Genomic DNA, 13,634 nt, shown 5'->3' on the forward strand with positions numbered 1-13,634 from the left:
GACGCCAAATCGCCGCCGAAACGGGCCGTGAGGGATATGAAGGCGCAAATTCAGGGGATGCGGCGGAAGTTGACGGGCGTAGCCGCCGTCGCCGCCACGACGATGGCCCTTTCGGGCGTGTTCGCGGGGGAAGCCCTCGCCAAGGGCGCCGAACTGCTGGGTCAGCCGACCCCCGGCGCCTATGACCTTCAGCAGGCGGCCTCGCCGCTGAAGTACGAGGCGATCGCCTTCCACAACCACATCCTGATGCCGATCATCACGGCCATCACCCTGCTGGTCCTGGGCCTGCTGATCTGGATCGTGATCCGCTACAACGCCAAGGCCAACCCGGTCCCGGCCAAGTTCAGCCACAACACCACCGTCGAGATCATCTGGACCGTCGGTCCGGTGCTGATCCTGATGATCATCGCCATCTTCTCGTTCCGGCTGCTGTTCGCCTACAACGACATGCCCAAGCCGTACCTGACGGTGAAGGCCACGGGCTACCAGTGGTACTGGGGCTACGAATATCCCGACCAGAAGATCGGCGAGATCACCTCGGTGCCGCTAAAGAAGGAAGAGGCCGACGCCAAGGGCGTGCCGTACCTGCTGGCCGCCGACAAGCCGATGGTCGTCCCGGTGAACCAGGTGATCCGCGTGCAGGTCACCGGCGCCGACGTCATCCACGCCTTCGCCCTGCCGGCCTTCGGCCTGAAGACCGACGCCATCCCGGGCCGCCTGAACGAAACCTGGTTCAAGGCCGACAAGATCGGCGTCTACTACGGCCAGTGCTCGGAACTCTGCGGCGTCGACCACTCGAACATGCCGATCGAGATCCACGTCGTCAGCCAGGCCGACTTCGACGCCTGGGTGAAGACCAAGACCGCGCCGCCGGCCGCTCCGGTCGCCGCCGCCGCTCCGGCCCCCGCCGCCGGCGCTCCCGCCGCCGCGACCCCGGCCGCCGCCCCCGCTTCCGCTCCGGCCGCGGCTCCCGCCGCGCCGGCGGCCTAAGATACGATTGCAGGATTAAGTCCGATGGCTCACGCCGCTGACATCGATCACCACGACGCCCACGGCGCCGACGAAAAACCGCCCTTCTTCGCGCGTTGGTTCTTCTCGACCAACCACAAGGACATCGGCACCCTCTACATCCTGTTCGCCATCATGGCGGGCCTGGTCGGCGGCGCCCTGTCGGGCCTGATCCGCTGGGAACTGGCCGAGCCGGGCATCCAGATCTTCGGCCCCAACTCGTCGGTCAGCCTGCTGGGCCTGATCGAGCAGTCCAAGCACGGCTACAACGCCGTGGTCACCGCCCACGCCCTGATCATGATCTTCTTCATGGTCATGCCGGCGATGATCGGCGGGTTCGGCAACTGGTTCGTCCCGATCATGATCGGCGCGCCGGACATGGCCTTCCCGCGGATGAACAACATCTCGTTCTGGCTGCTGGTCGCCGCCTGGGTGCTGCTGCTGACCTCGATGTTCGTCGACGGCGGCCCGGGCAAGGGCTTCGGCGGCGGCTGGACGATCTATCCGCCGCTCTCGACCACCGGCCACACCGGTCCGTCGATGGACCTGGCGATCCTGGCCCTCCACCTGGCCGGCGCTTCGTCGATCCTGGGCGCGATCAACTTCATCACCACGATCTTCAACATGCGCGCGCCGGGCATGACGCTGCACCGCATGCCGCTGTTCGCCTGGTCGGTGCTGATCACCGCCTTCCTGCTGCTGCTGTCGCTGCCCGTCCTGGCCGGCGCCATCACCATGCTGCTGACCGACCGTAACTTCGGCACCCACTTCTTCGACCCGGCCGCCGGCGGCGACCCCGTCATGTTCCAGCACCTGTTCTGGTTCTTCGGCCACCCGGAAGTGTACATCCTGATCCTGCCGGGCTTCGGCATCATCAGCCACATCGTCTCGACCTTCTCCAAGAAGCCGATCTTCGGCTACCTGGCGATGGCCTACGCCATGGTCGCCATCGGCTTCGTCGGCTTCATCGTGTGGGCCCACCACATGTACACCGTCGGCATGAGCATCAACCTGCGCGCCTACTTCGTGGCCGCGACGATGGTCATCGCGGTTCCGACCGGCGTGAAGATCTTCTCGTGGATCGCCACGATGTGGGGCGGCTCGATCAGCTTCAAGACGCCCATGCTGTGGGCGATCGGCTTCATCTTCCTGTTCACCGTCGGCGGCGTGACCGGCGTGGTCCTGTCGAACGCCGGCATCGACTACAGCCTGCACGACACCTACTACGTCGTCGCCCACTTCCACTACGTGCTGTCGCTGGGCGCGGTGTTCGCCATCTTCGCCGGCTTCTTCTACTGGTTCGAGAAGATGTGGGGCGTGAAGTACAACGAATTCCTGGGCTGCGTGCAGTTCTGGATCATGTTCGTCGGCGTCAACCTGATCTTCTTCCCGCAGCACTTCCTGGGCCTGCAGGGCATGCCGCGTCGCTACGTCGACTACCCGGCCGCCTTCGCGCACTGGAACTACATCTCGTCGGTCGGCTACGCGATCACGGCCGTGGGCGTGGTGGTGTTCCTGGTGATCCTGCTGGAAGCCGCCGTCCGTCGCCGCAAGGCCGAGGCCAATCCGTGGGGCGAAGGCGCCACCACCCTGGAATGGACCCTGTCCTCGCCGCCGCCGTTCCACCAGTTCAGCGATCCGCCGGTCATCAAGGCCGACAGCCACTGAACCTGGTAGACCAAGACACGCCTAAACGCGGGGGCGCGGGCCGGATGAAAATCCAGCCCGCGCCCTTCGCCCATCAAGACCTGAAGACCCTTAAGTATTATGGCCCGTACCCCCGTCCTCTCTGGGCATGTCCTGAACCCCGACGCCGAGGCGACCGAAACGGTCCGCCACGCCCGTTGGCAGGACTATTTCCAGCTGATGAAGCCGCGGGTGATGTCGCTCGTCGTCTTCACCGCGCTCACGGGCCTGCTGGCCGCCCGCACCCCGATCCATCCGCTGCTGGGCGCGGTGGCGGTGTTCTGCATCGCCGTCGGGGCCGGGGCCTCGGGCGCGCTGAACATGTGGTACGACGCCGACATCGACGCCAAGATGCGCCGCACGCGCGGCCGTCCGGTGCCCGCCGGCCTGGTCAAGGGCGAGGAAGCCGCCACCCTGGGCGTGGTGCTGTCCATCCTGTCGGTCATGCTGATGGGCGTGGCGATCAACTGGCTGGCCGCGGGCCTGCTGGCCTTCACCATCGTGTTCTACGCCGTGGTCTACACCATGTGGCTCAAGCGCTGGACGGCCCAGAACATCGTCATCGGCGGCCTGGCCGGCGCCCTGCCGCCCGCCATCGGCTGGGCCGCGGCCACGGGCCACGCGCCGCTGAACGCCTGGCTGATGGTGCTGATCATCTTCCTGTGGACCCCGCCGCACTTCTGGGCCCTGTCGCTGTACATCTCGACCGACTACGCCAAGGCGGGCGTGCCGATGCTGCCGGTGGTCAAGGGCGCCAAGGAGACCCGCAAGCAGGTCCTGCTCTACAGCCTGATCCTGATCCCGATCTGCGTGGCCCCGGTGTTCACCGGCCTGGGCGGCTGGCTCTATCTGGCCGTCTCGGGCCTGGGCGGTCTGGTGTTCCTGGTCCTGGCCTGGCGGGTGTTCGCCAGCAACGCCGGCGACGCGGCCGACCCGCGCCCCGCCGACCGCGACCTCTACGAGGTCAAGGACGAGGCGCCGGCCCCCAAGAACGAGACCGCCGACAAGAAGGCCCTGGCCGACGGCGCCAAGAACGCCCGCAACCTGTTCGCCTTCTCGATCCTCTACCTGTTCGCCCTGTTCGCCGCCCTGCTGGCCGAGGCGGTGCTGGGCCTGCCCACCCTGGAGCTGCCGCTATGAGCCGTAAGGACCTCGATCCCGCCGCCAAGGCGCGCGGCGGCCGCAACATCGCCCTGGGCCTGGGCCTGGCGGCGTTCGTCATCCTGGTGTTCGTGGTCACCGTCGTGAAGCTGGGAGGCAATGTTGGCCCCCACTTCTAAGGATCGCCTCTCGCCCGAGGACCTGGCCAAGATCGAGGCCGACAACAAGGTCGGCACGCCCGACCGTCCGGCCAAGCGCGGCCACGGCAAGGTCGCCCTGCTGTGCGGCCTGGCCTTCTTCGGCATGGTCGGCGCCGCCTACGCCGCGGTGCCGCTGTACAAGCTGTTCTGCCAGGCCACCGGCTTCGACGGCACGGTGCGCAAGGCGGTGGCCAAGCCGACCAAGGTGCTGGACCGCAAGGTCGAGGTCCGCTTCGACGCCAACGTCCGGACCCTGCCGTGGGACTTCCAGCCCATGCAGACCAGCCAGCAGATCCGCATCGGCGATACCGGCCTGGCCTTCTACAAGGTGACCAACCACGGCGACAAACCGCTGACCGGGCGGGCGCTGTACAACGTCGTGCCCGAGCAGGCCGGCGCCTACTTCCAGAAGCTGGAATGCTTCTGCTTCTCGAACCAGACCATCGAGCCCGGCCAGACGGTCGAGTTCCCGGTCGTCTACTTCGTCGATCCCGGCTTCGTCACCGACGCCGACACCAAGGACAAGCAGACGATCACCCTGTCCTACACCTTCTTCCCGGCCGTTCCGGACGCACCCGGGAAGAAAGACGCGGCCTCGCCGCCCCGTATCGTCGAACCCCTTGGCGGCAAGCCGCCGAGGGCGCTATAGCGTTTCACACATGAGTGCGTCGGGCGGGGGAACTGGCCGGGGCATTCCGAGGGATTAAAGGGTTAGCACGCACATGGCCCACGGCGCCGTCAAACACGACTATCACATCCTGCCCCCCAGCCCGTGGCCGTTCGTCGGCTCGGCCTCGGCCACGCTGATGGCCATCGGCCTGATCGCCTGGATCAAGGGCGGCGTCTTCGGCATCGAGAAGGGCCAGTGGTGGCTGTTCGCGACCGGCCTGGCCGGCGTGCTCTACACGATGTTCGGCTGGTGGCGCGACGTGGTGAAGGAAGCCAACGCCGGCGACCACACCCCCGTCGTCTCGATCGGCCTGCGCTACGGCATGGTGCTGTTCATCGCTTCGGAAGTGATGTTCTTCGTGGCGTGGTTCTGGATCTTCTTCGAGATGGCCCTGTTCCACCATCACCGCACCCTGTCGGGCATCGAGGAAGTCCGCGCCGCCTGGGCCACCTGGCCGCCGGCCGGCGTCGAGACCGTCTCGCCCTGGCACCTGCCGCTGGTCAACACCCTGACCCTGCTGCTGTCGGGCACGACCATCACCTGGTCGCACCACGCCCTGCAGCAAGGCGACCGCAACGGCGCCAAGTGGGGCCTGATCCTGACCATCCTGCTGGGCGCGCTGTTCACGACCATCCAGGTCTACGAGTACAGCCACATCAACCACGAGCACCTGTTCTACTCGGAAGCGGCCGCCAATTCGGGCCTGTACGGCTCGACCTTCTTCCTGGCCACCGGCTTCCACGGCTTCCACGTGTTCGTCGGCACCCTGTTCCTGATCGTCTGCCTGATCCGCCTGCTGAACGGGGCCTTCACGCCCAAGCAGCACTTCGGCTTCGAGGCCGCCGCCTGGTACTGGCACTTCGTGGACGTGGTCTGGCTGTTCCTGTTCGCCTTCATCTACGTGATCTTCGGCGGCTCGCCGCACTAGATCATCCGCTTCGAGAGGGCCCGGAACGCCAAGCGGTGTTCCGGGCCTTTTTCTTTTCCGGACCCTCTCCCATGAGCCAAGTGAACCCCTACCTCGCCGGCGCGACCGGCCATTGCCCGAACTGCGGCGAGGGGATGCTGTTCGACGGGTTCCTGAAGGTCTCGCGCACCTGCGAGGCCTGCGGCTTCGACCTGGGCGCCCACGAGACCGGCGACGGGGCGGCGACCTTCGTGATCCTGATCGCCGGCTTCCTGTGCGCCTTCGGGGCGCTGTTCTCGATGTTCGCCTTCGCCTGGCCGGTGTGGCTGCTGCTGGTCGTCTGGCTGCCGGTCACGCTGATCGCCTGCCTGGCCCTGATGCGCCCCGCCAAGGGCCTGATGGTCGCCGCCCATATCGCCAACCACGCCTCCGAGGCCGGCCGCCACGATGTCTGACGCTCCCGCTCCAAAAGACCGCCGCTTCCCGATCGGCCTGACCATCGCCACCCTGATCGCCTTCGCTATCCTGTGCGGCCTGGGGACCTGGCAGGTGAAGCGCCTGCACTGGAAGGAAGGCCTGCTGAAGCGGATCGAGGCGCTGAAGACGGCGCCGGCCCAGCCGCTGGACGCGGTGCTCAAGGCCCATCGCGCGCCGAAGGACCTGGAGTGGACGCGGGTCACGACCACCTGCCGGCCGGAGGGGGGCTTCAGCTTTCCGATCCCGCCGCGCTACGCCCTGCGCGACGGCGAGATCGTCTGGCGGGCGATGGACACCTGTCGGCCCCAGGGACCGAACGGCCCCGTGTTCCTGGTGGACCGCGGCTATATCGAGGCGTCCAGCGGCGCGATGACCGCGCCCGCCTTCGCCTCCTCGCCGCCGGTCCAGCTGACGGGCATCCTGCGGACCGCCGCCATGCCCAAGATGGCCATGCCCAGCCAGGCCGAGATCGAGAAGGCGGCCCCGCCTCCCAGCCCGAAAGCCGAGGGCGCCGACGCCGTCGTCGACGAGATCGTCATCACCGGACAGCGCTTCGAGCCGATGATGATCGTCGTCGAACACGAGACGCCCGCCGCCCCCGGCCTGACCCCCGCGCCGCTGCCGGCAGAAATTTCCAATCGGCACCTGGAATACGCGCTTACGTGGTTCGGTCTTGCCGTAACCCTGCTGTTTATCTATGCCGCCATGCTCTGGCGGAAGATGAGATCCTGATGCGCTACGTTTCGACCCGGGGCGAATCCCCCTCGATCGGTTTCCTGGACGCGGTCCTGGCGGGCCTGGCGCCCGACGGCGGCCTGTACGTGCCCGAGCGCTGGCCGACCTTCAGCCCTGAAGAGATCGCCGCCTTCGCCGGCCAGCCCTACGCCCGGGTGGCCGCCGCCGTGGTCGGCAAGTTCGTGGGCGACGACATCCCGGCCGACGACCTGCAGCAGATGTGCGACGAGGCCTACGCCACCTTCGCCCACGCCGCCGTCGCGCCGCTGAAGCAACTGGCCCCCGGCCGCTTCCTGCTGGAGCTGTTCCACGGCCCGACCCTGGCCTTCAAGGACGTGGCGATGCAGCTGCTGGGGCGGCTCTACGACTACGTCCTGTCGCGCCAGGCGCGGACCATGACCATCATCTGCGCCACCTCGGGCGACACCGGCGGCGCGGCCGTCGAGGCCTTCCGCGGCCGCTCGCACGCCCGCATCGTGGCCCTGTTCCCCGAAGGCCGGATCAGCGAGGTCCAGCGCCGGTTCATGACCACGGCCACCGACGCCAACGTCGCCTGCGTCTCGATCCAGGGCTCGTTCGACGACTGCCAGGCCATCGTCAAGCAGGCCTTCCAGGACGACCAGTTCCGCCACGCCGTCGACCTGTCGGGCGTCAACTCGATCAACTGGGCGCGGATCGCCGCCCAGAGCGTCTATTTCTTCACCGCCGCCGTCGCCCTGGGCGCCCCGGCCCGCAAGGTGGCCTTCGTGGTGCCCACCGGCAATTTCGGCGACGCCTACGCCGCCTATGTCGCCACCCGCATGGGCCTGCCGGTGGCCCGCGTGGTGGCGGCCACCAACAGCAACGACATCCTGGCCCGGGCCTTCGAGGAGGGCCGCTATTCGCGCGGCGCCGTGGCCGCCACCCAGAGCCCGGCCATGGACATCCAGGTGGCCTCCAACTTCGAGCGCCTCTATTTCGAGGCCGTGGGCCGCGACGGGGTCGAGACCGGCCGCGCCTTCCGCGCCTTCGCCGGCACGGGCGTGCTGGACATCCCGCCCAGCGCCCACGCCAAGATGCGCGAGCTGTTCCAGGGCGCCTCGGTCAGCGAGGCCGACACCGCCAAGACCATCCTGTCGACCCTGAACGAGACCGGCGAGGTCATCGACCCGCACACCGCCGTCGGCGTCGCCGCCGCCCAGGGCCTGCGCCTGGCCGACCCGGCGACCCCGGTCGTGGTGCTGTCCACCGCCCACCCGGCCAAGTTCCCCGAGGCGGTGTCGGCCGCCGCCGGCGTCGTCCCGGCCACCCCGCGCGCCACCCCGGATCTGTCGAAGAAGCCCGAGAAGTTCGACCGCCTGCCGGCCGACGCCGAGACCGTGAAGGCCTTCGTGCGGATGTTCGCGGCGAGCTGAACCAGGCGCCTGGGGGGCGAGATGGGCGATACGCGGACTTTCCGTTTCGAGGGGCGGTGGAAGGAAGAGCTGGTCGTCGTCGGACCGGCGGGCAAGTTCGTCCTCGAACTGGTGGCCGGGGTCGCCTATCTCCCGCCCGAGGACGTCTGGCGCGGCTCGGCGCCCGCCTGGGCGGCCGATCTCTGGGCCACGCTGAAGACCGAGCTGGAAGACTGGGGCCCGGCGCACGGCGTGACGCTCGGCATCGATCCGACGGCCACGGTCGCGCCCTTCTACGAAACGCTGGTCGAGAAGCGCTCGCGCGCGGCCGCGCGGCGATGGCTCTGGAGCTTGCTGGCGCTGGGGCTCCTGGCCGGCGCCGCCTGGCTCCTGGGGCGCTGAGAGGCGCTTGGCCGCACGCGCCGCCCTGGCGCCCGGGGCTCCGCCCCGCTATGTGCGTGGGCAGATGAACATCGCCACCACCCTCCACACCCTCGAAAACGGCGTCCGCGTCGTCCATGACCCGATGCCGGGCCTGGAGACCATCGCCCTCTCCGTCGTCGCCGGGCGCGGCGCGGCCTACGAGGATCCGGCGCGGTCCGGCTGGTCGCACCTGCTGGAGCACATGGTGTTCAAGGGGGCGGGCGGACGCTCGGCCCGCGACATCGTCGAGGTGATCGAGGCCGAGGGCGGCCAGATCAACGCCGCCACCGGCTATGAGCGCACCAGCTTCCAGGTCCGCGCCCTGAAGGGCGGCCTTCCCCTGGGCATGTCGGTCCTGTCCGACCTGGTCCTGCGCCCCACCCTCGACGCCGGCGACCTGGTCCGCGAGAAGCAGGTCGTGGCCCAGGAGATCGCCGAGGCGGCGGATGCGCCCGACGACTACGTCTTCGACCTGGTCCAGGCCGCCGCCTGGGGCGACCACCCGCTGGCCCGGCCGATCCTGGGCACGGTCGACAGCGTCAATGCCGCCACCCCCGAGGGCCTGTCGCACTGGCGCGGCCAGCTCTACGCCGCCGATCGGCTGATCGTCAGCTGCTCGGGCGCCGTCGACCTCGACGAGGTGCTGGACCTGGCCCGCCGCGAATTCGGCGCGATGCCCGCCGCCCCCGGCGCCCTGGCCAGCGATCCCGCCGGCTTCATCGGCGGCCGCAAGAGCGAGGCGCGCAAGCTGGAGCAGGCGCACCTGGTGTTCATGCTGCCGGCCGTCAGCGCCCGCGAGGACGACTATTTCGCCCTGCGCATCTTCGCCGAGGCCCTGGGCGGGGGCATGTCGTCGCGCCTGTTCCAGGAGGCCCGCGAGAAGCGCGGCCTGGCCTACAATATCGACGCCTACGCCGACACCTACGCCGACGCCGGCGCCCTGGGGGTCTATGCCGGCTGCGCGGCCGGCGACGCGGCCGAGACCGCCAAGGTCTGCGCCGAGCAGATCGCCCTGCTGGCCGCCCGCATCGACGACGCCGAACTGGCCCGCGCCAAGGCCCAGCTGAAGGCCCACATGTTCATGGCCCGCGAACAGCCCCTGTCGCGCGCCGAGCAGGCCGCCGGCCAGGCCCTGATGTTCGACCGCCTCTACACCCCGGCCGAGCTGGCCCAGGCGGTGGACGCGGTCACGGTCGACGACCTCCAGCGCCTGGGCCGCACGATCCTGGGCCCCGGCAAGGCCGCCAGCGCCATCCTCGGCGCCAAGGCGGCGCTGAAGGCGGGGGACGTGTTCGGGGCGGCGCTGGCTTAGAAACCGCTCTCCCAAAGGGAGAGGGAGGAAGCGTCAACAGCCAAGCTCTCGTAAAAAGTGTCCATCTCAATCAGGACTTGTGCTTGAATGGCTCCTTGGGCGACGACCGCCTTCGGAGGGAACGAGATGACGGGACGCTGGATCACCGTGGGCCTCTGCGCGCTGGCGCTGGCCGCCTGCCACAAGAAGGAGGCCGAGAAGCCGCCGGCCCCGAAGGTCGAGACCCCGGCCACGCCGCCCGCGGCTCCGCCGACCACCACCACGACGACGGAAACCACGCAGACCACCACCCCGCCGGCCGACACGCCCGCCACGCCCCCACCGGCGGCGGGCGACGCGACGGCGACCGTCCCGACCCCGCCGGCGCCCGGCGAGACGCCGACCACCACGCCCGACGCCCCGGCCACCTTCGTGCCGCCCAAGGTGATCAAGCTTCCGCCGCGCCCGCCCATCCGGCTGCCGCCGGGCGCCGTGATCCGGCCCGCCAAGACCCAGGCCCAGACCAAGGCCGAGCGCGACATCCTGGGCCTGTGGGTCGAGCAGAAGCGCCACAACGCCATCCTCAACTTCACCACCGACGGCGCGGTCGCCTATCGCGAGAAGATCACCGATACGCCGAAATGGACGGGCCACTGGAAGGCCGGCTCCGACGGGGTGGTGCAGTTCGACCTGGCCATGGCGGGCGCGAACGGCGGCCTGCAGTTCTCGGCCTATCCGACCGCCGCCCAGATCATGGCCGTCGCCCCGCACTGGACCAAGGAATGGGGCGGCTCGGGGCAGTATGCGTACGAGCGGATGAAGTAGGCCGCCTCCGGAATCCCTCTCTCAAAGAGAGAGGGATTCAAAGGGGGGCGACGCTCACAGCCGTCCGCGCCGGCCGCCCTTCAGCTTCTCCAGAGCCCGCGGCGCGTGCTCGGCCTTGGCCGGCGTCGTTCGCGGCGTCGGTTCGAGCAGGGCCACCTTGCGGCCCATGATGGCGATCGCGCCGATGGCCTTGGCCCGGTCGAGGGCCTCGCGGATCTCGGCGGGATCGACGCTGCGTTCGATGATGGCCCAGGCGGCGTCCAGCGCGTCCATGAGCTTGGTCTGCAGGGCCTGGCGCCAGGCGATGGCCGGGGTCAGGGGCGGAGCGGGGGTGTGTTGGGTCTGGATCATGCCGATAGGATGCGCCCGCCCCGGAGGGTGGGGATCGGAAACGTGCGTTTTCGTGTAGGGCGTTGAATTCGTTGAGGGCGGGTTTGGAAGTCGCGGGGATAGAGGCGCCGCGGCCGACTTGGGGGACACACACTCACGGCAAGGCGGGGGAAGGTCTGGCGAGGCCGTGGGGTGAGTGTGTGTCCCCACCTTCGGCCCCGACCTGCGACCCTGTGGATAACTGCAACCTCTTGCCTCGGGCGGCTCGACCCCCGAAGGTGCGCGTCTCAACGAGACCCTGTCCGCCTTGACCGCCTTCCTGCGCCTCTTCCAGCCCGATCCCGGCCCCCGCCTCGAAGGCGACAAGGTGTTCCTGCGTCTGCCGCGCCTGCACGACTACAAGCCGTGGGCCGAGCTGCGCGCCCAGTCGGCGGCCTTCCTCAAGCCGTGGGAGCCGACCTGGCCCGAGGACGACCTGACCCGTCAGGCCTACCGCGCCCGGCTGGCCGCCTACGCCCGCGAGCTGGAGCTGGGCGAGGCCTTCCCGTTCTTCATGTTCCGCCGCGACGACGGGGCCCTGATCGGCGGGGTGCGGCTGTTCCATATCCGCCGCGGCGTCGCCCAGTGCGGGGTGATGGGCTACTGGATCGGCCAGCCCCACGCCCGCCAGGGCTACATGCAGGACGGCGTCCGGGCGGCGGTCGCCTTCGCGTTCGGCGAGCTGGGGCTGCACCGGCTGGAGGCCGCCTGCATGCCGGAAAACCAGCCTTCGGCCGCCGTTTTGCTGAAATCCGGCTTCTCCGAAGAGGGATATGCGCCCGCTTATCTGAAAATTAACGGCGAGTGGCGAGATCATCGTCTGTTCGGGATGGTCGCGCGGAGTTAGCGCGCTCGCCCGTGCGTTGCGCCCTTGGGGCGTGGGATCAGGGCATGTCGTTCAAGATCAGTCAGCGACGCGTATGGGACGCCACGGCCACCCTCGAGGCCCTGGGCGCCGCCGAAGTCGCGCTTTGGCTCTGGGAGCCCGAGGCCGACCGCCTGCGCGTCAACGGCGCGGCCAGGGCTTTGGGCCTGGGACCGCTGGCCCCCGACTGCTCCTCCGCCGCCTTCCGCGCCCTCACCCTGCCGCAGGACCGCGCCCAGGCCGAGGACATCCTCAAGGTCCGCCCGCCGGGCAGCGAGATCGTCGCCCGCCTGCGCGTGCGCAACGGCGAGATCTGCATCTGGCGCGGCACGTGGCTGGAAGACGGGGTGCGGGCAGCCGGCGTCATCGCCCCCGAGGTCAAGTTCGCCGCCACCGAGCGCGACAGCCTGACGGGCCTCCTGGACCGCAAGAGCTTCATCGCCCAGGCCCGTGAGCGGCTGGGCCGCACCGGCGTGCACGAGCTGGTCGTCGCCGACGTCGACCGCCTGCGCCGCCTGAACGAGGCCCTGGGTCACGAGCGCGCCGACCTGGTGCTGGCCGCCCTGGGCTCGCGCCTGGCCGCCGCCTTCCCGTCGGAAGCCCTGCTGGGCCGGATCGGCGAGGACGAGTTCGCGGTGCTCTGCGACCCGGCCGGCTTCGAGCCCGCCGAGCTGCTGCGCACCGCCCTGGAGCAGCCCCTGCGGGTGGCCGGCTTCGACATCCACCCGACCCTGTCGATCGGCGCCGTCTCGGCCGAGGGCGGCGAGGACGCCCCCGAGGCGGCCGAACTGCTGCGCCGCGCCGAGCTGGCCGTCGAGGCCGCCGCCTCGGCCGGCCGCGGCGGGGCCGCCGCCTACGGCCGCTCGATGGAGACCGACGGTCTGTCGCGCCTGGCCCTGGAGGCCGACCTGCGCGGCGCCATCGGCCGCGGCGAGATCACCCCCTTCTTCCAGCCCGTGGTGCGGCTGTCGACCGGCGCCCTGTCGGGCTTCGAGGCCCTGGCCCGCTGGATCCACCCGCGTCGCGGCATGCTGCCGCCCGACGAGTTCCTCCCACTGGTGGAGGAGATGGGCCTGATGAGCGAGCTGGGCGAGCACATGATGCGCACCTCGGCCGCCCAGCTGGCCGCCTGGCGCGCCTCGCACCCGGCCGTCGGCGCCCTGACCGTCAGCGTCAACCTGTCGACCGGCGAGATCGACCGCCCGGGCCTGGTCCATGACGTGCGCCAGGTGCTCAAGGAGCACGACCTGCCGCGCGGCGCCCTGAAGCTGGAAGTCACCGAAAGCGACATCATGCGCGATCCCGAGCGGGCCGCGGTGATCCTCAAGACCCTGCGCGAGGCCGGCGCCGGCCTGGCGCTGGACGACTTCGGCACCGGCTTCTCGTCGCTGTCGTACCTGACCCGCCTGCCGTTCGACACGCTGAAGATCGACCGCTACTTCGTGCGGACCATGGGCAGCAACGCCGGCTCGGCCAAGATCGTCCGCTCGGTGGTGAAGCTCGGCCAGGACCTGGACCTGGAGGTCGTGGCCGAGGGCGTCGAGAACGCCGAGATGGCCCGCGCCCTGCAGTCGCTGGGCTGCGACTACGGCCAGGGCTTCGGCTACGCGCCCGCCCTGTCGCCGCAGGAGGCCGAGGTCTATCTGAACGAGGCCTATGTCGACGGCGCCGCGCCGGTGAAGGCGCGGGGGTAACGCCCTTTCC

General features: G+C 69.6%; 15 protein-coding genes. 14 read left to right on the plus strand and 1 reads right to left on the minus strand.

Features of this window, described 5'->3' with window-relative positions:
- Positions 1–36 precede the first annotated feature (36 nt).
- The 12 genes from coxB (at position 37) to WAE60_RS18790 (ending at position 10,696) form a co-directional block, all read left to right on the plus strand.
- Complete coding sequence (gene coxB / locus WAE60_RS18735; RefSeq protein WP_029908721.1) at positions 37–990, plus strand: cytochrome c oxidase subunit II; 954 nt, start codon at positions 37–39, stop codon at positions 988–990.
- Positions 991–1,014: 24 nt separating this feature from the next.
- A complete protein-coding gene (gene ctaD, locus WAE60_RS18740) occupies positions 1,015–2,676 on the plus strand; it encodes a cytochrome c oxidase subunit I (protein WP_337687850.1) in 1,662 nt (553 codons plus the stop codon).
- A gap of 99 nt (positions 2,677–2,775) precedes the next feature.
- Entirely contained in the window at positions 2,776–3,834 is a 1,059-nt protein-coding gene (locus WAE60_RS18745; RefSeq protein WP_337687852.1) for a heme o synthase, read from the plus strand.
- Positions 3,831–3,974 carry a hypothetical protein gene (locus WAE60_RS18750; RefSeq protein ID WP_018061469.1) on the plus strand — a complete coding sequence of 48 codons (144 nt, stop codon included), beginning with the start codon at positions 3,831–3,833 and terminating at the stop codon, positions 3,972–3,974. The genes WAE60_RS18745 and WAE60_RS18750 overlap by 4 nt, the downstream gene beginning before the upstream one ends.
- Complete coding sequence (locus WAE60_RS18755) at positions 3,955–4,644, plus strand: cytochrome c oxidase assembly protein (protein ID WP_029908716.1); 690 nt, start codon at positions 3,955–3,957, stop codon at positions 4,642–4,644. Before WAE60_RS18750 ends, WAE60_RS18755 begins: the two co-directional genes overlap by 20 nt.
- A gap of 73 nt (positions 4,645–4,717) precedes the next feature.
- Positions 4,718–5,593: a cytochrome c oxidase subunit 3 gene (locus WAE60_RS18760; protein WP_029908714.1), complete on the plus strand. Its 876-nt coding sequence runs from the start codon at positions 4,718–4,720 to the stop codon at positions 5,591–5,593.
- A 71-nt stretch (positions 5,594–5,664) separates the two neighbouring features.
- Complete coding sequence (locus WAE60_RS18765) at positions 5,665–6,027, plus strand: DUF983 domain-containing protein (protein ID WP_337687856.1); 363 nt, start codon at positions 5,665–5,667, stop codon at positions 6,025–6,027.
- Positions 6,020–6,781, plus strand: a complete 762-nt coding sequence (locus WAE60_RS18770) for an SURF1 family cytochrome oxidase biogenesis protein (protein ID WP_337687858.1) — start codon at positions 6,020–6,022, stop codon at positions 6,779–6,781. The genes WAE60_RS18765 and WAE60_RS18770 overlap by 8 nt, the downstream gene beginning before the upstream one ends.
- Positions 6,781–8,178, plus strand: a complete 1,398-nt coding sequence (thrC, locus tag WAE60_RS18775; protein ID WP_029908707.1) for a threonine synthase — start codon at positions 6,781–6,783, stop codon at positions 8,176–8,178. Before WAE60_RS18770 ends, thrC begins: the two co-directional genes overlap by 1 nt.
- Positions 8,179–8,199: 21 nt before the next feature.
- On the plus strand, positions 8,200–8,559 hold the full coding sequence (locus WAE60_RS18780; RefSeq protein WP_197026648.1) for a hypothetical protein: 360 nt from the start codon (positions 8,200–8,202) through the stop codon (positions 8,557–8,559).
- 70 nt (positions 8,560–8,629) lie between these two features.
- Positions 8,630–9,892, plus strand: coding sequence for a pitrilysin family protein (locus tag WAE60_RS18785; protein WP_156035647.1), 1,263 nt, complete (start codon positions 8,630–8,632; stop codon positions 9,890–9,892).
- Between the two features lie 126 nt (positions 9,893–10,018).
- On the plus strand, positions 10,019–10,696 hold the full coding sequence (locus WAE60_RS18790; protein ID WP_029908702.1) for a hypothetical protein: 678 nt from the start codon (positions 10,019–10,021) through the stop codon (positions 10,694–10,696).
- A gap of 54 nt (positions 10,697–10,750) precedes the next feature.
- Here the strand turns inward: WAE60_RS18790 and WAE60_RS18795 are convergent, their stop codons facing one another.
- Complete coding sequence (locus tag WAE60_RS18795; RefSeq protein ID WP_337687860.1) at positions 10,751–11,047, minus strand: hypothetical protein; 297 nt, start codon at positions 11,045–11,047, stop codon at positions 10,751–10,753.
- A gap of 286 nt (positions 11,048–11,333) precedes the next feature.
- Between WAE60_RS18795 and WAE60_RS18800 the strand changes: the two genes are divergently transcribed.
- Positions 11,334–11,912 carry a GNAT family protein gene (locus WAE60_RS18800; RefSeq protein WP_029908697.1) on the plus strand — a complete coding sequence of 193 codons (579 nt, stop codon included), beginning with the start codon at positions 11,334–11,336 and terminating at the stop codon, positions 11,910–11,912.
- A gap of 44 nt (positions 11,913–11,956) precedes the next feature.
- Positions 11,957–13,624 carry a bifunctional diguanylate cyclase/phosphodiesterase gene (locus tag WAE60_RS18805; protein WP_029908695.1) on the plus strand — a complete coding sequence of 556 codons (1,668 nt, stop codon included), beginning with the start codon at positions 11,957–11,959 and terminating at the stop codon, positions 13,622–13,624.
- The last annotated feature ends 10 nt before the right edge of the window (positions 13,625–13,634 follow it).

Origin of the sequence: Caulobacter sp. CCG-8, assembly GCF_037402475.1 — a bacterium.
Classification (GTDB): Bacteria; Pseudomonadota; Alphaproteobacteria; order Caulobacterales; family Caulobacteraceae; genus Caulobacter.

Coding starts and splice junctions, on each gene's coding strand:
- coxB (WP_029908721.1), top strand. CDS start 37: ATGAAGGCGCAAATTCAGGGGATGCGGCGGAAGTTGACGGGCGTAGCC.
- ctaD (WP_337687850.1), top strand. CDS start 1,015: ATGGCTCACGCCGCTGACATCGATCACCACGACGCCCACGGCGCCGAC.
- WAE60_RS18745 (WP_337687852.1), top strand. CDS start 2,776: ATGGCCCGTACCCCCGTCCTCTCTGGGCATGTCCTGAACCCCGACGCC.
- WAE60_RS18750 (WP_018061469.1), top strand. CDS start 3,831: ATGAGCCGTAAGGACCTCGATCCCGCCGCCAAGGCGCGCGGCGGCCGC.
- WAE60_RS18755 (WP_029908716.1), top strand. CDS start 3,955: ATGTTGGCCCCCACTTCTAAGGATCGCCTCTCGCCCGAGGACCTGGCC.
- WAE60_RS18760 (WP_029908714.1), top strand. CDS start 4,718: ATGGCCCACGGCGCCGTCAAACACGACTATCACATCCTGCCCCCCAGC.
- WAE60_RS18765 (WP_337687856.1), top strand. CDS start 5,665: ATGAGCCAAGTGAACCCCTACCTCGCCGGCGCGACCGGCCATTGCCCG.
- WAE60_RS18770 (WP_337687858.1), top strand. CDS start 6,020: ATGTCTGACGCTCCCGCTCCAAAAGACCGCCGCTTCCCGATCGGCCTG.
- thrC (WP_029908707.1), top strand. CDS start 6,781: ATGCGCTACGTTTCGACCCGGGGCGAATCCCCCTCGATCGGTTTCCTG.
- WAE60_RS18780 (WP_197026648.1), top strand. CDS start 8,200: ATGGGCGATACGCGGACTTTCCGTTTCGAGGGGCGGTGGAAGGAAGAG.
- WAE60_RS18790 (WP_029908702.1), top strand. CDS start 10,019: ATGACGGGACGCTGGATCACCGTGGGCCTCTGCGCGCTGGCGCTGGCC.
- WAE60_RS18795 (WP_337687860.1), bottom strand. CDS start 11,047: ATGATCCAGACCCAACACACCCCCGCTCCGCCCCTGACCCCGGCCATC.
- WAE60_RS18805 (WP_029908695.1), top strand. CDS start 11,957: ATGTCGTTCAAGATCAGTCAGCGACGCGTATGGGACGCCACGGCCACC.